The sequence below is a fragment of the Thalassotalea sp. SU-HH00458 genome (assembly GCF_040362795.1).
GTDB classification, from domain to species: Bacteria; Pseudomonadota; Gammaproteobacteria; order Enterobacterales; family Alteromonadaceae; genus Thalassotalea_H; species Thalassotalea_H castellviae.
Genome location: NZ_BAABWW010000002.1, coordinates 299,081 through 317,996, shown reverse-complemented (window position 1 = coordinate 317,996; position 18,916 = coordinate 299,081). Strand labels below are relative to the sequence as shown.

General features: G+C 39.9%; 13 protein-coding genes. 6 read left to right on the top strand and 7 right to left on the bottom strand.

Features of this window, described 5'->3' with window-relative positions; genetic code table 11:
* Positions 1-7: 7 nt before the first annotated feature.
* The 7 genes from mraY to mraZ are packed head-to-tail and all read right to left on the bottom strand — an operon-like array spanning position 8 to position 7,517.
* On the bottom strand, positions 8-1,090 hold the full coding sequence (mraY, locus tag ABXH06_RS04335; RefSeq protein WP_311579379.1) for a phospho-N-acetylmuramoyl-pentapeptide-transferase: 1,083 nt from the start codon (positions 1,088-1,090) through the stop codon (positions 8-10).
* Positions 1,090-2,487, bottom strand: coding sequence for a UDP-N-acetylmuramoyl-tripeptide--D-alanyl-D-alanine ligase (locus tag ABXH06_RS04330; RefSeq protein WP_353517410.1), 1,398 nt, complete (start codon positions 2,485-2,487; stop codon positions 1,090-1,092). The genes mraY and ABXH06_RS04330 overlap by 1 nt, the downstream gene beginning before the upstream one ends.
* Positions 2,484-4,013 (bottom strand): UDP-N-acetylmuramoyl-L-alanyl-D-glutamate--2,6-diaminopimelate ligase, encoded by a 1,530-nt coding sequence (locus ABXH06_RS04325; RefSeq protein ID WP_353517409.1) that lies wholly within the window; start codon positions 4,011-4,013, stop codon positions 2,484-2,486. The genes ABXH06_RS04330 and ABXH06_RS04325 overlap by 4 nt, the downstream gene beginning before the upstream one ends.
* On the bottom strand, positions 4,006-5,772 hold the full coding sequence (locus tag ABXH06_RS04320; protein WP_353517408.1) for a peptidoglycan D,D-transpeptidase FtsI family protein: 1,767 nt from the start codon (positions 5,770-5,772) through the stop codon (positions 4,006-4,008). Before ABXH06_RS04320 ends, ABXH06_RS04325 begins: the two co-directional genes overlap by 8 nt.
* The gene (ftsL, locus tag ABXH06_RS04315) at positions 5,769-6,086 is read right to left on the bottom strand and encodes a cell division protein FtsL (RefSeq protein WP_303449230.1); all 318 of its coding nucleotides are present in this window, start codon (positions 6,084-6,086) and stop codon (positions 5,769-5,771) included. The genes ABXH06_RS04320 and ftsL overlap by 4 nt, the downstream gene beginning before the upstream one ends.
* Entirely contained in the window at positions 6,086-7,027 is a 942-nt protein-coding gene (gene rsmH, locus ABXH06_RS04310) for a 16S rRNA (cytosine(1402)-N(4))-methyltransferase RsmH (protein WP_353517407.1), read from the bottom strand. Before rsmH ends, ftsL begins: the two co-directional genes overlap by 1 nt.
* Before the next feature lie 31 nt (positions 7,028-7,058).
* Positions 7,059-7,517 carry a division/cell wall cluster transcriptional repressor MraZ gene (gene mraZ / locus ABXH06_RS04305; RefSeq protein ID WP_311579359.1) on the bottom strand — a complete coding sequence of 153 codons (459 nt, stop codon included), beginning with the start codon at positions 7,515-7,517 and terminating at the stop codon, positions 7,059-7,061.
* Between the two features lie 532 nt (positions 7,518-8,049).
* Here mraZ and ABXH06_RS04300 point away from each other — a divergent pair.
* The 6 genes from ABXH06_RS04300 (at position 8,050) to pulA (ending at position 18,829) form a co-directional block, all read left to right on the top strand.
* Positions 8,050-9,516, top strand: coding sequence for a Gfo/Idh/MocA family protein (locus ABXH06_RS04300; RefSeq protein ID WP_353517406.1), 1,467 nt, complete (start codon positions 8,050-8,052; stop codon positions 9,514-9,516).
* The gene (locus ABXH06_RS04295) at positions 9,500-10,459 is read left to right on the top strand and encodes a sugar phosphate nucleotidyltransferase (protein ID WP_353517405.1); all 960 of its coding nucleotides are present in this window, start codon (positions 9,500-9,502) and stop codon (positions 10,457-10,459) included. The genes ABXH06_RS04300 and ABXH06_RS04295 overlap by 17 nt, the downstream gene beginning before the upstream one ends.
* 20 nt (positions 10,460-10,479) lie before the next feature.
* The gene (locus tag ABXH06_RS04290) at positions 10,480-11,559 is read left to right on the top strand and encodes a phosphotransferase enzyme family protein (RefSeq protein WP_353517404.1); all 1,080 of its coding nucleotides are present in this window, start codon (positions 10,480-10,482) and stop codon (positions 11,557-11,559) included.
* A gap of 301 nt (positions 11,560-11,860) precedes the next feature.
* Positions 11,861-13,492 carry a methyl-accepting chemotaxis protein gene (locus tag ABXH06_RS04285; protein ID WP_353517403.1) on the top strand — a complete coding sequence of 544 codons (1,632 nt, stop codon included), beginning with the start codon at positions 11,861-11,863 and terminating at the stop codon, positions 13,490-13,492.
* 286 nt (positions 13,493-13,778) lie between these two features.
* Positions 13,779-14,456 (top strand): hypothetical protein, encoded by a 678-nt coding sequence (locus tag ABXH06_RS04280; protein ID WP_353517402.1) that lies wholly within the window; start codon positions 13,779-13,781, stop codon positions 14,454-14,456.
* A gap of 2 nt (positions 14,457-14,458) precedes the next feature.
* Positions 14,459-18,829, top strand: coding sequence for a pullulanase-type alpha-1,6-glucosidase (gene pulA, locus ABXH06_RS04275; protein ID WP_353517401.1), 4,371 nt, complete (start codon positions 14,459-14,461; stop codon positions 18,827-18,829).
* Positions 18,830-18,916 lie beyond the last annotated feature (87 nt).

The window sequence follows — 18,916 nt, the reverse complement described above, 5'->3', positions numbered from 1 at the left end:
GTGTTTTTTAACGAAGTTTTAATGTGGCTAAGCCAATAAGCACTAACACTAAGGAAATTATCCAAAAGCGGACAATCACGCGTGGCTCAGGCCAACCTTTCAATTCATAATGATGATGTATCGGTGCCATTCTAAAAATACGTTGCCCTCTTAATTTATAAGAACCAACCTGCAAAATAACGGACACAGTTTCCATGACAAACACGCCACCCATAATAAATAACACTAACTCTTGGCGAACCAATACGGCAATCACACCTAATGAAGCCCCCAAAGCAAGTGAGCCAACATCTCCCATAAATACTTGTGCGGGATAAGTGTTAAACCATAAAAATCCCAAACCGGCACCAACAATGGCAGTACAAACCACAACCAGCTCACTCGTCATTGCGATATGGGGAATATTTAAATATTCAGAAAAATTGGCATTACCTGTTACATAGGCAAAAAGAGCAAAAGCGCCGGCCACCATGATCGTGGGAACAATCGCTAAACCATCTAAGCCGTCAGTTAGGTTGACGGCATTACTGGTTCCAACAATGACAAAATACGTCATCACTACGTAAAAAATACCTAATTGCGGTAATACGTCTTTTACAAACGGAATAATCAGTGAAGTTTCTTCAGGGCCTTGGGCAATGTAAAACAAAAATAAAGCCGTAGTTAAACCAATAATGGTTTGCCAAAAATACTTCCAACGAGCAATCAAGCCATTAGAATCTTTGCGGATCACCTTACGGTAATCATCAACAAAACCAATAATACCAAAGCTGACTACAACAAAAAGGACAACCCAAACATAAGTATTTGATAAATCTGCCCACAATAAAACACTTGCAACTATTGAGGCTAAAATCAAGATCCCCCCCATTGTCGGCGTACCTGACTTTGATAAATGACTTTCTGGGCCATCATCACGTACCGTTTGGCCAATTTGCATACGCTGTAATCCACGGATCAATTTCGGCCCGAAGTACAAAGAAATCACCAATGCTGTCAACGTAGAAATAATCGCCCGAAAAGTTAAGTAGGAAAATACATTAAACGCACTGTAATACTGAGTGAGATACTCGCCAAGCCAAAGTAACATTAAGCTGATTCCTCTTTTAATTGACTGTTTTGCCAATTAATAATGTCGGTTACCACGTGTTCCATGTGCGCACTGCGTGATCCTTTCACTAAAATAGAAATTTGCTGTCTTTCATCAGCCAATAATTCTTGTAGTTTCGCGAGCAAATTTTCTCGTTCACTAAAATGACTACCTTTACTACTATTACCTTGGTTAAAAGCATCTGACGTGTTTTGACTCAAGACACCTAAGGTTAAGAGATCATCAATATCACGCTCTTTAGCATATTCACCGACTTCTTGATGATAACTACGTGCTTCCGCACCTAATTCACCCATATCACCCAATATTAATACTCGACGACCTGGGTAACTGGCTAATAGATCGGTTGCCGCTTTGATCGATTCAACATTCGCGTTATAGGTATCATCGATAAGTTTAAAATGTTCCGTTAATTGATGCAGATTCAATCGACCATTCACAGGCTCCATCTCAGCTAAACCTAAACGGATATCATCAATGCTGGCACCAAACTCAATGGCAATTGAGGCGGCGGCAACGGCATTGCAGACATTGTGTCTACCTGGAACCGTTAATTCGATATATGCGCTACCTAACGAACTGTTTAATGTAAAATTGGCACAGCCATTCTCATCAAGCACAACATCCGCGCTGTAACAATCGGCTTGATTAAAACAAGAAAAACGACGCACCGTTTTATCCACTAAACGCCATTGCCATTTATTGGCTAATTTGCAATCTTGGTTATAAAGCGCAACGCCATCTTCTTTCATGCCTTCAAAGATTTCACCTTTTGCTCGCACTACGCCACATAAATCACCAAACCCTTCTAAATGAGCAGCCGCAATATTATTAATCACCGCAACATCAGGCTGAACAAGTGCTGAGGTATAGGCGATTTCTCCCATATGATTCGCCCCCAATTCAACCACGGCAAAATCATGGTTTTCTTCCAAACGTAGTAAGGTAAGTGGTACGCCAATATCGTTATTAAAATTGCCTTTCGTTGCTAAAACATGACCTAATCGCGATAAAATTGCCGCAACCATTTCTTTCACGGTAGTTTTACCGCTACTGCCTGTTATAGCGACAGTTTTAGGAGCAACTTTTGCTTTTACATACGCACCTATTTTACCGAGTGCTTTATGGGTATCCGCGACAATAATTTGTGGAACCGTTAACTGGCAATCATGATCAACAATCACCGCCGAACAACCTGATTCTTGTACTTGCGATAAAAAACGGTGGCCATCAAAGTTGGCACCTTTTAACGCAAGAAATACCTCACCTGATTGTAACGCCCTGCTGTCAGTAACAATTTGATGGATCTCTTTATCTTGACCAATAAGTTGACCATCCAACGCTTGCGCGATTTCAGATAAATGTAAAGGGATCATGATGCTGCTCCATGAGCATAAAATGAGCGTACTAGCGCTCTCTCGTTATAGGGAATGTGTTGATCGCCCATGATGATATAATCTTCATGACCTTTTCCGGCAAGCAATACCACATCTTCTTTTTTAGCTTTTTTCAGTGCTGACATCACCGCCTGTTGGCGCTCAAGTAGCACAGTAATTTTCTCTGGTTGATGACACCCTGCAAGAATATCTTGCGCAATACTTTCTGCGTTTTCTGTTCGAGGGTTATCATTAGTAACAATAATATGATCGCTATTTGCTTCGGCAATTTTCCCCATCAATGGACGTTTACCTTTGTCTCTGTCACCACCACAGCCAAATACGACCCAAAGTGCACCATGACAATGTTGACGACATGCTTGCAAAGCATTTTCTAACGCATCAGGTGTATGGGCATAATCAACGATTGCAACCGGTTGATTAGCCGCAGAAAATGCCTCCATACGACCAATAACGGCAGTTAAAGACTGCACGGCTTTTGCAATATCCGACAAGGCAATTTTTTCAATCATTAGCACTGAAATCGCAGCAAGTAGGTTATCTATATTAAAATCGCCAATTATTTTACTGATTACCCTAATATCGCCAAGGTGCGTATGTAACTGAAATTCAACTCCTTGTGGCAGATGTTTTATCGCTTTGGCTTGAACAAATAAGTCATGATGACTAACAGAATCGCCACGGCCATAAACCACTACAGTTTGGTTAATTGGCCAAACATTTAACCAACGTTTTGCTTGCTCATCATCGCCGTTTACAACGGCAACTTGTGCTGCCGATTGGGTAAAAATTTGATATTTAGCTTTCGCATAATTCTCCATGGTTTGATGATAATCGAGATGATCACGCGACAAATTAGTAAAAATAGCGGTATCAAACAACGGGGCGGTTACTCTGCCTTGCTCTAAAGCATGTGAAGATACTTCCATGGCAACATGGGTTTGTTTTGCTTCTGTAAACTGCTGTAAAAGTTGATGAAGTTGTGACGCACCGGGTGTGGTGTTATTAATTGGTGATAATTGCGAAACTTTTCCTGCACCATTAGTCCCAATGACCGAACAACTTTTGTGCGAAGCATCTAACAATTGAGCAATCATTTGACTTGTGCTCGTTTTACCATTTGTTCCGGTAATACCTATCATAGTTAAAGCATTTTGAGGCGCTTGATAAAAGGCTTTTGCCAACTCAAATAAATGTTGGTTCAATTGATAAAACTCAAGAATGGCAACAGCCTTTCCTCGAGCATTCAATTGCGTAGTATTTTGGCCATGCTCATTAGCAGACTCACATTCCACTAGAATTAAATCACAGTTTTTGGCTAATGCATCGTCAATAAAATCACGACCTTTTTGCACCGTGCCATTTACTGCACAAAAAATATCACCCGCATTAATCTCACGAGTATCATTCACTAAATGACGAACTTGTTGACTAAATGTTAGTTTTACCGACATTTCAAATTCAGCTAATACTTTTTCAACAAACTGAGCAGTGGAACTAAACATGGTTTGGCTCCTTTTGTTCTGTCGTTTGATTTACGGTAGTAGTGTTGGCATCTGGCGCAACATTCAATAAACGTAATGCACCTTTCATTACTCTTGAAAAGACTGGTGCGGCCACCTCTCCACCATGGTATAAATCACCGCCAGGTTCATTAATTACAACAACAATGGCTAATTCTGGGTTTGAAATGGGTGCGATTCCAGCAAAAAGTCCGACATAGTCATTCCCATATCCACCTGCCATCGCTTTAAACGCCGTCCCCGTTTTACCGCCTACTCGATAACCATCTACTTTAGCTTGTTCAACAGGATGGTCATTTACAACATGCTCTAACATACTGACCACTTCACGACTGTACTCTTTTGAAAATACACGTTGTGCTTCAAATAAACTTGGCGGTGCGGTTTTCGTATTTGACTTTTTAAGGATAGTTAAGGGCCGTTTAATACCACCGTTGGCAATCGTGGCATAAAATCTCGCCAGTTGAAGCGGTGTCGCCGCAACGCCCATTCCATAAGATAAGGTGGCTAATTCAATTTGTGACCAACGTTGGCGGTCATGCATAATGCCAGAACTTTCACCTATTAAACCTGTACCCGTTGATTCTCCAAAGCCTGCTTCAAAAAACTTATCTAAGAAAAACTCTTTTGGCATATCAAGCGCCAATTTAGTCGTGCCCATATTTGATGAGTTTACTAAAATGTCAGTTAAGGTTTGCTCGCCATGATTACGAGGATCACTGACTCGTCGACCACCAATGCGCATTCTGCCTGGGTTGGTATCAACTATTGTCTTTGTTGTTGCCGAGCCAAACTCTAACGCAGACAATACGGTTAGCGGTTTCATCGTAGAACCAGGCTCATAAAAATCGGTAATAGCTCGGTTTCTAAAACGATGAATCGCCACATTGCGACGATTGTTCGGGTTATATGAAGGACTATTGACTAACGCTAAAATCTCACCGGTATGAACATTGGTCACCACCACTGAGCCAGAACTTGCTTTAAACGCTTTCACGGCACCTTTTAACTCGGTATAGGCAAGCGCTTGAATGCGTTGATCAATACTTAACGTTAAATCTTCTGGTGGTGTCGACTCAACATCTTTTAACACCTCGATACGGTTTCCTTTCGCATCTTTTCGGTATTGTTTTTTACCGTTTTCGCCCGTTAATAATTGGTCATAAACGCGCTCTACGCCTTCAATTCCTTTATCATCAACATTGGTAAAGCCTACAATATGTGCACTTATTTCGCCCGTAGGATAAAAGCGTTTAGATTCTTTTCGTAAATATATACCAGGGATTTTTAACTGTTTTATATAGGCGGCCATAGCAGGCGAAACCTGACGTTCTACATACACAAAACGTTTAGCGGGATTGCGTGTCACTCTTTCTTTAATGATATTGACGTCTTTATCAAGCACATCAGCCAAGGCTTGCCAATGCTCAACCATTGCTAACGCATTATTTTGCATGACGATTTTTGGATCCGCCCAGACGGTTTCTACCGGAACACTAACCGCAAGCTCTCGACCATTGCGATCAACGATTGAACCACGGTGTACTTTGCTTGACGCAGTTCTTAAAGAACGCATGTCACCTTGTTTTTTTAACATTTCAGGTTCAACCACCTGAATGTATGCTGTGCGAGCCGTTAAACCAAAATATACAAGCACAATCACGCCTAGCACGACGTAAAAACGCCATGCCACCGTTGTTGGTTTGTATTTATCTGCTTGCTTCTTCACACTGCCCTTCATTTTAATGTCACAATCACTTCAGACTTTGCATTCGGTTTCACCATATTCAGTAATTTTTCTGCTTTACTCTCTATGGCACTATGTTCAGCTAAACTATTTTGTTCTAACAATAAGTTTCGCCATTCAATATCAAGCTCATCTCGTTGTGCTAATAATGTTTCTAATTGACTGGTACTTTGTCGATTTAAATGCGTGAAATAAATCACTGAAAAAGCCGACATCACGACCATTGCTAATAAAATATAAACAACCATGTGTTGTTTAATATCGCGCCACAATTCAAAAGCCAACACGACTTTTGTACTGGTTTTCATTACTCAGCCAATCTCTGCGCCACTCGCATCACGGAACTGCGCGAGCGGACATTTTCTTCTACTTCCGTTTTACTCGGTTTATGCTTTCTACCGACTAACATTAATTTTTTGCCTTTATTTAACTCAGCTTCACTGATCGGCATACCCCGAGGTACTTTTTTTCCTTGTGAATGCTTTTTCATAAATTGTTTAACAAGACGATCTTCAAGAGAATGAAAGCTAATCACAACTAAGCGACCGTCTTCTTTTAAGACATTTAATGAGGCATTTAATGCCTTTTCTATTTGCTCAAGTTCGCTATTGATATACATGCGAATCGCTTGAAAACTTCTTGTTGCGGGATGCTTTTTAATTTCACGTTGCGGCGCAATTTTTTTGATTAATGCCGCAAGTTCGCCGGTGCGGGTTAACGGGTTTTCTTCGCGCGAATCAACGATGCCGTTAGCAATACGCCAAGCATGTTTTTCTTCCCCAAAGGTACGCAACACCCAAGTAATATCTTCCACATCGGCAGTTGCTAGCCATTCAGCGGCGGTTTGGCCACGTGACGTATCCATACGCATATCAAGAGGGCCATCTTTCATAAAACTAAAGCCACGTTCAGCTTCATCGAGTTGCGGAGAAGAAACACCTAAGTCGAGCAGAATGCCGTCTACTTGACTTAACAGCTGGTGTTTTTCCGCTATTTGCTGAAGATCAGCAAAGCCATGATGTTCGATACTAAAACGGGAGTCATCAGCAAATTTCTTCGCTGCTGAGATTGCAGTAGGATCTCGGTCGATGGCTATTAGTCGCCCTTGGTCAGAGAGCTTAGAAAGAATAAGTCCCGAGTGGCCGCCGCGACCAAACGTACAGTCGATATAGATACCGTCTGGTTTAATCGCGAGTCCTGTAATTGCTTCGTCAAGCAACACAGAAATATGAGACTTATCTGTATGCATTTTTGTAAACGCCGTTAGCTAATAATTCTATTTATAAAGACAGATCAAGTAATCGTTCTGTAAGTTCAATTTCACCTGATTGTATTTTAGCAATGCCTTGCTGCATTTGACCTTGCCAAGCTTGCTCGCTCCAAATTTCAAACTTTTTCAACTGCCCTACTAGCATAATGTTTTTATCTAAGCCGGCATGTTGACGCAACGGACCATTAATTAATAAACGACCACTTTTATCAATTTCACAATCTGACGCATTGCCAAGTAAAACTTGTTGCAACAATCTTTCTTGTGGATTCATACTGGATAACCCACAAAGTTTTAATTCAATTTCTTCCCATTCAGGAAGTGGATAAAGCAATAAACAAGGGTGTTGAATATCAACAGTGCACACCATTTTTCCTTGGCAATCAGCAAATAGCTCTTCGCGATACCTAGTTGGTATCGTGATTCTATTTTTGCTATCAAGCGTAATTGAACTGGTGCCTCTAAACATAACCCTATTTTTATTTTTTAGAATGAGTCATGGAATCTTAAGATCCACAATTTCCCACTTTTCTCCACATTTATACAGTTTAGTGAGAAATGCAAAGTTATGTCAAGCAAAGAATTGTTATTTCGATCGCGACGATCACTAATAAAATTAAGGGATTTAGCGAAGGTGATGAATTTGTGGGGTTTTGTGGATCTCTATCCCCAAAAATGATGAAAAAATTAATTTTTTAACGGTTTTTTGTCATTTAGGGGCGGGATTTGACATCACAAGTGGCGACTATAAAAGTTGAAAAAATCAAAGAGGATGAATTTTACTTTAAAACAAGACGTTAAACACGCGTTTATTCAAAATGAAAGGGCATAAATGACTAAAAGCGCTTTTATCAGCACTTCACGAAGCTAGTTTCAAGTGTGTCAGTGTTAAAGGTATGTATACTTTTAATCGACAACAATTCAACGTCCACATCTTGCAATAGCCGTAATCGACAAGTAACTTATTCACCACCTTAGCAATTTTAAAAAAGCATTTAAACATGAGTAAATTTAATCGTCGCAACTTTATAAAATCTGTCGCTGCCGTCACCGCCGCGACTATCTCCGCTAGCCAAGCAACTGCAGATACCTTTACTCAGGTTCCTAAAAAATCGCCAATTTCAAAACATAAAACAGTAATGGGGTTAACCTCCGCAAAAATGCCTGTAGTAAGAGTTGGCTTTATTGGCGTTGGTGAACGTGGTTATGGGCATGTCAAACATTGTTGTCATATAGAAGGCGTTGAAATAAAAGCAATTTGTGATATTCATCAAGATGTTTTAGATAAATCCAATCAATATGTCGTAGCACAAGGATTATCAGCCCCTGACCAATATACTGGCTCGGACTTATCATATAAAGATATGCTCAACAGACAAGATATTGATATTGTGATTATTTCAACCCCTTGGCGTTGGCATACTCCCATGTCTGTCGACACCATGGAAAGTGGCAAACATGCTTTTGTTGAAGTTCCAGCAGCAACGACGGTTGAAGAATGTTGGCAACTCGTAGACACCGCCGAGCGTACGCAAAAAAATTGCATGATGATGGAGAATGTTTGTTACGGGCGTGATGAATTAATGGTGTTAAATATGGCACGCCATGGTTTATTTGGCGAACTGTTACACGGGGAAGCTGCTTATATTCACGAGTTACGCTGGCAAATGAAAGAAACAGATAGAAAAACAGGATCTTGGCGTACCTACTGGCATACAAAAATGCAAGGCAACTTATATCCAACTCATGGTTTAGGCCCCGTTTCACAATATATGAATATTAATCGTGGCGATCGTTTTGATTATTTAACCTCTACTAGTTCTCCTGCATTAGGAAGAAAAGCCTACGCTCAACGGGAATTTCCTGCTGATCATGAACGCAACCAGTTAAATTATATTAACGGTGATATGAACACCACTGTGATTAAAACCAAACTCGGTCGCAGTATTATGGTGCAACACGATACAACAACGCCAAGGCCTTATTCTCGTCATAACTATATTCAAGGAACGAATGGCGCCTTTGCTGGCTTTCCAAGTAGAATTGCGATAGAAACACCGCCGACGAAAATAGCAGAGCAATATAAACGTGATTACCAAATAGCACTTAAACAATGGCAAGACTCTGGCCAAAAAGGGCGTAAACCTTCATCGCCAAGTTTTCATCGCTGGGATCATCAATTAGCAAAATGGCAAGCCGAGTTTGACCACCCGTTATGGTTAAAAATGGGCGAAGCGGCCAAGCAAAATGGCGGTCATGGCGGCATGGACTTTTTAATGTTATGGCGAATGATTTATTGCTTACGCCATGGTGAAGCACTCGACCAAGATGTTTATGATGCCGCCGCATGGTCGGTGATCGCACCTTTAAGCGCAGACTCAGTTACAGATAGAAGTAACAGTAAAGATATCCCTGATTTCACGCGTGGTGTATGGCAAAGTGCACAACCTCTTGGCATTATTAGTTAACGATATGACGCAAAACTTTTCAACAACTAGCTTAGTGATATTGGCAGCGGGAAGAGGTTCTCGCTTTGGCGGTGCTAAACAATTCCATTCGTTTGGGCGCTTAAATAAAACCTTAATGCTCTATAATATTTGTCATGCCATAGACAATGGTTGTCAACATGTTGTATTTATTACGCAAGCCAATCATCAAGCACAACTGATTGAAAAAGTGATTAATCACTTACCTGACAACATTGAAAACAACATTGTTTTTCAAGAAAACTCCGATCTACCCAGTGAATGTAAAATAGCACCGACAAGAAAAAAACCGCTCGGCACCGCTCATGCATTATGGTGTGCAAGAGAAGTTCTTTCTGGTAACTTTTGCGTCATAAATGCTGATGATTATTATGGAAAGCAAGCGTTTAATTTAGTGTCGACTTTAACTCAAAGTGACTCACCAGCTATGATTGCCTATCAATTAATAAAAACGCTATCTGATTATGGTGGCGTCAATAGAGGCATATGCCAGCTTGCAAATACCCATGAATTATTAACCTTAACTGAGTGCGAGAATATTCGCCAAGAAGGTAAAAATATATACGGTGAAACGATTCATCACCCTAAACAAACGTTAGCTGAAAACACCTTAGTCTCGATGAATTTTTGGTATTTTGACCAACAGATATTTCCAATATTACGTCAATTATTGCTCAACACTTTTGATGCCAAAGAGTTGCCCCCCGCACAAAGCAATGAAAAAGAATGCTACTTACCAGACGCTATTGCCTTGTTAAATACTCAAAGCGCAAAGCCAACCAAGGTTTTAACTTCACACGATGAATGGTTTGGCGTAACATATGCGGCCGATTCAGAGAATGTGAATAGCAAACTTTCTGAGTTGGCTGATAAAGGTTGGTTCGCCTCTTTATCTGAAAACCAAATTATCAAGAATAAAAGCTAATCATTGGACATTTGCCTTTCATGAATAACCTTGTAGAAAATAACGCTTTGCATGAAGTTTTACCTTTTTATCATTGCTCGATAGAAAATAGTAAAGTTTCAGCACTGGGCAATGGTTTAATAAATCAAACCTATTTAGTGAAAAGCGTTAAGCAAAACTTTGTTCTACAAAAAATTAATCATCATGTTTTTAAAAATCCTACTCAGGTAATAAACAACGCTGAGCTGATTAACAAGCATCTACAAGAAAAAAAAGAACGTCAGCAATATTCGTTAGAGCCAATGTGGCAATTAACGGCTAAACATCATTCTCCCACGGTAATAGTAAACGACAATTATTGGCGAGCAATTCAATTTATCCCAAATTGTTACACAGTTGAAGCGGTTGAAACCACAGAGCAAGCGCATCAAGTGGCTGCTGCATTCGGTCAATTTACCTCAGCGTTGAGTGACTTTCCGGCAAATCAATTGGCGGAAATAATTCCAAATTTTCATCACCTTGATTCTCGCTTAACGCAATTAAAAGCGGTTGTCGAAAAAGATCCGAAAAAACGATTAAATGATTGCCAACACTTGGTTGATTTTTGCTTTGAACAAGTCAGTTTTATCAAAAAGGTTGCCGAGTTAGTTGCTGTGCTTCCTGTGCAAGTAACTCATAACGATACTAAAATTAATAACTTATTATTTAATAGCGACACTAAAAAACCGATAGCCGTTATTGATTTAGATACTTGTATGCCTGGCTTTATCATGCATGATTTTGGCGATATGGTTCGAACCTGTTGTTCAACTTTACCCGAAGACGGTGTGGCACTAGAAGATATGCAAATAAGAATGGATATTTTCGAAGCCTTAGCAGAGTCTTACATTAATAGTTTTGCTGGCAATATCACACAAACAGAACGAGAAAGCTTAATTATCGGGGCACAATTATTACCTTTTATGATTGGTATTCGTTTCCTCACGGACTATATAGATGGCGACAATTATTTTCACACTAAGCATACCAGTCATAATCTTGACAGAGCCAAAAATCAATTACACTTTTTCCATTTACTTCATACTGCTGAAGATAAATTAACGCGCATAGTTACGCGTTAATATTATTCCTTGCGCTTTAGCAAAAAGTAAATATTGCCAATTAATCAAGGTAAAGATCTAAGAGAATGAGAAACGCCGATTTCCCATTTAGAAATTATACTTGTGCTTAAGTATTGTTTCTTATCAATTTACTACAAAAAATATTCCATTTAGTGCTAATCTTGTAAGGTAATATTAAAAACATAGCTTACAAAAATTTATGCGGGTTAATCAGTTAAATTCTTTGCACAAAATACCACTAAGCATTTCTGCTGAAATAGCTATTCATTCAAGATCAATCAACCTTTATTGAGGATGTAATATGAAGTTAAGTTTAAAAGTTGGGGCATTAATTGGGCTTATTCTAGCATCATTTCTTATGGTCATGATTGTTGGTTTAACCACATTAAGAATAGCGAGTAGTGATGATAATCAAGCAAGAGTTGAACAGCTTTTCAAATCCACTTTTAATGTTATTTCTGAAATCGAAAAATATGTCGCTAGTGGTAAAATGACTGAAGCGCAAGCAAAAGAGCTTGCTACCCAAGTTCTTCGCGAAAATAAATACCATAAAACAGAATACGTTTATGTCGCAGATGAGAACATGAACTTTATTGCCACACCTTTAGATCCTCAACTCCACGGCACCAGTTTTAATGATTTTAAGGACAGTAAAGGCAACAGCGTGGGTAAAATTTTGCAAAATGCCGTACGTAATAATCCAACGGGTATTGCACAATATGAGTGGAGCCAAAAACAAGCAGATGGCTCTATTGAAGAAAAACTGTCCATAGCTCAAAAGACGCCTGTTTGGGGTTGGTACGTTGGCACTGGCATCGGCTTTACAGAGGTAGAGGCACGTTTTTGGGCTAGCGCAAAATGGCAAGTTTTGATTTGTTTAATATTAACCGCTGTTTTGGGGGTATTACTTTTTTGGTCAACTCGCAAGTTATTAGATGATTTAGGTGGTGAGCCAAAGCAAGTATTACGCTTAGTACAAAGAGTAGCTTCGGGTGACTTAACCGGCTCAACCACCTCAGAAAACTGCACTGCTAGACCTGATTCAATTTTTGGTTCTATGATCCAATTAAGAGAATCGATGGCAAGCATTTTAGGCAGTATAGATAGTTCAGTACACAAATTAAGAAATGAAACCCATGATGCCAATAATCGCACCATTGAAATAGATCGCACGTTTGAAGAACAACGATGTGAAATTGATATGGTTGCCACTGCAATGACGCAAATGTCGGCTTCTTCGCAAACTGTATCTGACAATGCTAGCGCAGCGGCACAATCTACAAGCGAAGCCGATCAACAAGGTATAAGAGCACATGAAATTGTTGATTCAGCGGTAGAGTCAATCGAAAATTTAGCGACTCAAATTGACGAAGCGAGTACGGTTATCACTGAATTAGGTAATGATGTTTCAAATATCGTTTCGGTATTAGATGTAATTCGTGGCATTGCTGATCAAACCAACTTATTAGCCCTGAATGCCGCCATTGAAGCTGCTCGCGCTGGCGAACAAGGGCGAGGTTTTGCTGTGGTCGCAGATGAAGTTAGAAACTTGGCAAAAAGAACTCAAGACAGTACCACAGAAATTCAAAATATGATTGAACGTCTTGAGTCAGGCTCTCATCGTGGTGTTGAAACTATGAGTATGAGTAAAACTTCGAGCATCAATACCGTGAGTCAAACTCAAGAAGCGGCGGAAGCGTTAAATCAAATCGCTCAATCATTAAGTGCAATCACTGATATGAATAGCCATATCGCAACCGCCGCCGATGAGCAAAATAAAGTCGGTGATGATATTTCACGTCGCATAAATATGATTGCCGAAAGTTCGCATGAAGCGGTTGAATTAGCCCATGCAGGTAAAAATGCCACACAAGTATTAACTACTTTAACCGATGAGCTTGAAACTTTAATGAAGCATTTTAAAACTTCATAAATAACCCTACCTAACTCTACATAGCCTGTTATTGAAATATCACACCGCTTGCAAGAACAGGCTTATATAAAAATATAAGCCTGTTACTCAACCATTAAAAACCTCGCTTTTAACTGCCATCAAATCATGCATACGTATTCATGAATACGTATTCATCACCATAAATTGCTCAATTTTCGTTTAATGAAAGTCAGGCTTGAATACTGAGTGATTTACTCGCTTGAATAAATCAATCCTTGGTATTCATAACTTCCATAATTATAAAAATATATAAAGGATTGCGATAATGAGAATAAAAATAGCATTACTAACTTTCTGTGTGACCTGTTTGCTGAACTGGCAAGTTCAAGCAAGCGTTATCACCAATGGGGACTTTCAAAACTGTAATTTTGATCATTGGCAAAAAGATACTGATGGTTCGGGTGATCCCGGCTCAACAGGGGATTTTTCAATCATGAACAATGCCGGAGAGTGTCAGGCAAAAATCAGTATAGATTATTTCAATGGCGCGACAGCTTTTGATGCCAATACATTATTCACTGCACTCGATTTTACCACCAGCGGTGACGAGTTACGTTTAAGCTTTGATTGGAGTTTTACCAGCTTCGATATCAATAATGATTTCTCAGATTTCTTTTTTGTCAGCTTAAATGATGGCAATGGTAATTTATTTGGCGCAGATGGCAATGCCGGATTTTTAATCTCGCCAAGTGGTATTTCAGGCGCAGGTACATTTAAAACCGCTTTAAATTCAAGCTTTAATAATCAAACTAATTGGTTTCTAGATTTCACGGTTCAAGCAGGTTTTAATCAAGAATCTTATAGCTCTATGTTAACGATTGATAATGTCTCGTTGACAGCTAATTCGACAGAAGTACCAGAGCCAAAAAGTTTCGCTATTTTATTGCTTGCCTTAATCGCACTTAGTCTTCAACGCTCTCGTGTCGCGAATAAAGGAGCATAATAATGAAGCTAATATCCCATTTACTACTAGGGTTGATGCTCTTAACATCAACGCTAGTACAGGCCGATTGGCAAGAAACCGTCGACACTGAATTTAATTATTCTTCCCGTCCAGTATATGACCGTGTTAATCGACAATATACCTCAGTGGTAACTATCACGAACCTCAGTGATGATAGCATTTCAGGCGCAATGCGCGTACTTATACGAGCAAGCAGTCATCAAGTGTTTAATACCGACGGTGAAACCTCAGGCATCCCTTATATCAACTTAACTATTGATGAACTTGCCGCTGGCGAGAGCCATAATTTCACCTTAAAACTTGAGTTAAAACGCGATTTAGTTGCTCTCGATCTAAGTGCTGAAGTAGACATTAAAACCCTTAGCACTGGGCTTGATTTAGCCAGTGACCAAATTGCTGTTTTCTATAGTCGTACCGACGGGAATTATGATGGCTGGGGATTACATCTGTGGAATGGCGAAGGTTGTGGCAACTATGCAGCCCCAACTACCGACAGCCCTAATTTTGCTAATTGGGGAGATCCTTACCCTGTAGATGGTGTACACCCTGATTTTGGTGGTTATTACATTTTAACGGTTGAGCCAGAAGCACAATGCTATAACTTTATAATTCATAAAGGGAATGAAAAAGCGCTAGGCAATAATAACAGCCGTTTTGAACCAGAAAATGGACAACAAGGTTTTACTTTTAACGGTTATCCAGACATTTGGTATACACCCGTTACTTCACGCCCTATTTTCCTTGATGGTGCCAGAGCGCATTGGTTAGATACCAGTGCTTTACTATGGTCAACAGAAGCGAATAATGCCGATAGTTACCGTTTATATCATGCTGCAGAAGCAAACGTTACCGAATTAAATCAACAAACACTTTCAGCACTGCCGTTTATTACAATAAACCCAACAACAATAAATGAACATTATTTTAGCGAAAATCCACACCTTACAGGCTTTCAAGGGTTTTCAATTGATCTTTTAGAACAAGAAGCCAAACAATTTATCAAAGAGCAACTTTTAGTGGTCGCCTTAGATGCTGAAGGTGATTTGCTCGATGCTACTCGCGTTCAAACACCACGACTATTGGATTATTTATATACTCGAAATACGAACGACGCCGACGAAGCCGTATTAGGTTTGCAGTATCAAGGTGAACAAGTTACCGCATCAGTTTGGGCACCTACCGCATCACAAGTTAAGATAAATATTTACAATGCCGCTAAACAACTCGTTGCTTCACATGTGATGAGCCCAGACTCAGCCACTGGTATTTGGTCATATACCGGCAATAAAAACGACGTTGACCGTTTGTTTTATCGTTATGAATTAACAGTTTACCATCCATTAACCGGGCAAATAGAAACCCTGAATAGCACCGACCCTTATTCGGTTGGACTTTCGACCAATGGTGCTTATACCCAGTTTGTTAATTTAGATGATAATGACTTAAAACCTATCGGTTGGGATACTCACATTGTACCTACGGTAACCGATGCGGAAGACAGCATTATTTACGAAAGTCATATTCGTGATTTTAGTATTCTTGATCAAAGTACCAGTGAAGCAAACCGCGGTAAATATTTAGCCTTTACTGAATTAAGTTCTGCGCCAATGCAGCACCTCCAATCATTACAAAATGCCGGTTTGACTCATTTTCATGTTTTACCTGCCAATGATATTGCCTCAATTGAAGAAGCGCCAAGTCAACGTGTAGATGTTACCGATACTGTCGCGCAATTATGTCAACGTAATAGCAATGCCCCAGTTTGTGGTGTTGAAGATAACAATGCAGTGCTCCTCGACGTGTTAAATAGTTACGATCCAAGTAGTACACAAGCACAAGCTTTAGTTGAGTCGATGCGAGCTTTTGACGGTTTTAACTGGGGTTATGACCCTCAACATTTTGCAGCACCAGAAGGTAGTTATGCATCAAATGCTGATGGCGTCGCTCGTATTATAGAAATGCGCGCAATGAACCAATCATTGCATGAAATTGGTTTGCGAGTAGTGTTAGATGTTGTCTATAACCATACCGCTTCTTCAGGCTTATATGACAAATCAGTGCTTGATAAAGTTGTACCCGGTTATTATCAGCGATTAAATGAATTTAGTGGCATGATAGAGAATTCGACTTGTTGCGAAAATACCGCGACAGAACATAAAATGATGGCAAAATTAATGAATGATTCATTGGTTAGTTTTGCTCAACATTTTGGCTATGATGGATTTCGTTTTGACTTAATGGGCCACCTTCCTAAGCAAGCGGTTATTGATGCACGAGAAGCGGTTAGAGCTGTCGATGCCGATACCTATTTTTATGGCGAAGGCTGGAATTTCGGTGAAGTGGCTAATAACCGTAGATTTGAACAAGCATCACAACTGAATATGGCCGGCAGTGAAATTGGCACATTTTCAGATAGACAACGTGACGCCGTTCGCAGTGCGGCATTATTTAATAGTGGCGGCAGTTTAAACGAGCAAGATACCATTCGTGTTGGTTTAGTCGGCAATGTTGGCAGTTATCACTTTACGGCAGCCAGTGGCGCCTATCTCTCTACATATGATTACCAATGGAATGGTCAACCGGCTGGTTACAGTAGCGACCCAGCTGATACCGTTAACTACGTTTCTAAACATGATAACGAAACGCTTTGGGATCAACTGCAATACAACTTGCCTAGCGATTTAAGTTTATCAGATAGAGTTCGCATTCATAATATCTCTTTGTCTTTACCACTGTTAAGTCAGGGGATCCCTTTTTTACATATGGGTTCAGACTTAATTCGTTCGAAATCTATGGATAGAAACACTTACGACGCTGGCGACTGGTTTAACCGAGTAGATTTTACTCAATTGGAAAGTAACTGGAATATCGGTTTACCTTTAGCACAAGACAATGAAAACAAATGGGCTGTTATTAGTGGAATTAGTGCTAATCCAAACAGTGCAATTGCCTCACAAGACATTCAATTTAGTAGTGAAGTGTTTAAAGAGTTTATTAATATCAGGGCAACAAGCAAGCTATTTAGGTTAAACAGTGCTGAAGATATTTCTGCGCGGATCAAGTTCCATAATACCGGCAGTGAACAAACCCAAGGCTTAGTAGTGATGAGCTTAGATGATGGTATTGGCTTAACAGACATTGATGAAAATCACGATGCCATCGTAGTACTATTTAATGGTAGTAACCAGGAACAATCATTTTATATTGCCAAAGCAAGTGACTTTAGTTTGCATGCCAAGCAATTAAACTCGATAGACAATACGGTGCAAACAGCCTCATTTAATCAAGGGACTTTTACCGTGCCTGCCTACACCACCGCTGTTTTTGTTAAACCGCAAGGGGCAACACAAGGCTATGGTTTATCGGCGCGTCCACCGTACAGTGAAAATACCCTTTACTTACGTGGAGGCATGAATGCTTGGGATACTTCCGATGCCTTCACATACGTTGGCGATGATAAATACCAACTTGAAGTGAGCTTATTAGCCGGTAACTACGAGTTTAAAATTGCTGATGAGAACTTTTCACACGCTAATATTGGTGGTGGTTTTTCTATGCCTATTGGTCAATCAGCAAACTTAACCAATGGTGGTAATAACCTTTACTTAAATTTAATTGCTGACGGCACTTATATATTTGAATTAGATGCCAGTAATGCTGATAACCCAACCTTGATGATCACACCAGATGATCCTAATGCCATTCCAGCGCCTTATGGAGAGTCAACCGTATATTTAAGAGGTTTAATGGCCGACTGGGGAACTAACCGACCGTTAACGTATGCCGGAAATGGTATTTATCGAGGTAGTTATGTAATTGCAGCAGGGGATCATTCATTGAAAGTTGCAGATGCCGATTGGGGAGGAACCGGTGGACCAAATTTAGGTGGCAGTATCAATGCAACTGTTGGCACTACGTTTGAGTTAACACCAGGATCCAACGACAACTTATCGTTATCTTTAACCGCTGAGCAAGAGTTAGTGTTTGTTTTAGATGCGAACAATGTAAATTCGCCACGGTTAACCATTAGAGCAATAGAGCCGTTCGCGGGGACAACATTTTATTTACGTGGCAGCATGAACAATTGGGGTATAAATACACCTTTCGTTTACCAAGGCAACGGTTTGTATCATGCAATGGTTGATGTAGAAGCTGCCGATCATGAATTTAAAATAGCGAATGAAGATTTTTCTATCGCCTATGGCGTAAATGAAACTTTACTCGAAGCACAAGCGTTAACCTTATCTACCACGGGAGGGAATGTTCAGTTGCCGGTACCATCAACGGTGACAGTAACCTTTATTTTAGATGCGGATCAAGTTGGCTATCCTAAAATCAGCTTTAGCCAATAATGTTATGTGAAATCTCTGCTAAACTTATTACAGCTTTGTTTGACCACAAAGCTTAATAACACGAGTTATAATGAGCTTACATTATTC

What these genes read in the sequence shown, in the direction of transcription:
- mraY (WP_311579379.1), bottom strand. Translation starts at nt 1,090, where the DNA reads ATGTTACTTTGGCTTGGCGAGTATCTCACTCAGTATTACAGTGCGTTT.
- ABXH06_RS04330 (WP_353517410.1), bottom strand. Translation starts at nt 2,487, where the DNA reads ATGATCCCTTTACATTTATCTGAAATCGCGCAAGCGTTGGATGGTCAA.
- ABXH06_RS04325 (WP_353517409.1), bottom strand. Translation starts at nt 4,013, where the DNA reads ATGTTTAGTTCCACTGCTCAGTTTGTTGAAAAAGTATTAGCTGAATTT.
- ABXH06_RS04320 (WP_353517408.1), bottom strand. Translation starts at nt 5,772, where the DNA reads ATGAAGGGCAGTGTGAAGAAGCAAGCAGATAAATACAAACCAACAACG.
- ftsL (WP_303449230.1), bottom strand. Translation starts at nt 6,086, where the DNA reads ATGAAAACCAGTACAAAAGTCGTGTTGGCTTTTGAATTGTGGCGCGAT.
- rsmH (WP_353517407.1), bottom strand. Translation starts at nt 7,027, where the DNA reads ATGCATACAGATAAGTCTCATATTTCTGTGTTGCTTGACGAAGCAATT.
- mraZ (WP_311579359.1), bottom strand. Translation starts at nt 7,517, where the DNA reads ATGTTTAGAGGCACCAGTTCAATTACGCTTGATAGCAAAAATAGAATC.
- ABXH06_RS04300 (WP_353517406.1), top strand. Translation starts at nt 8,050, where the DNA reads ATGAGTAAATTTAATCGTCGCAACTTTATAAAATCTGTCGCTGCCGTC.
- ABXH06_RS04290 (WP_353517404.1), top strand. Translation starts at nt 10,480, where the DNA reads ATGAATAACCTTGTAGAAAATAACGCTTTGCATGAAGTTTTACCTTTT.
- ABXH06_RS04285 (WP_353517403.1), top strand. Translation starts at nt 11,861, where the DNA reads ATGAAGTTAAGTTTAAAAGTTGGGGCATTAATTGGGCTTATTCTAGCA.
- ABXH06_RS04280 (WP_353517402.1), top strand. Translation starts at nt 13,779, where the DNA reads ATGAGAATAAAAATAGCATTACTAACTTTCTGTGTGACCTGTTTGCTG.
- pulA (WP_353517401.1), top strand. Translation starts at nt 14,459, where the DNA reads ATGAAGCTAATATCCCATTTACTACTAGGGTTGATGCTCTTAACATCA.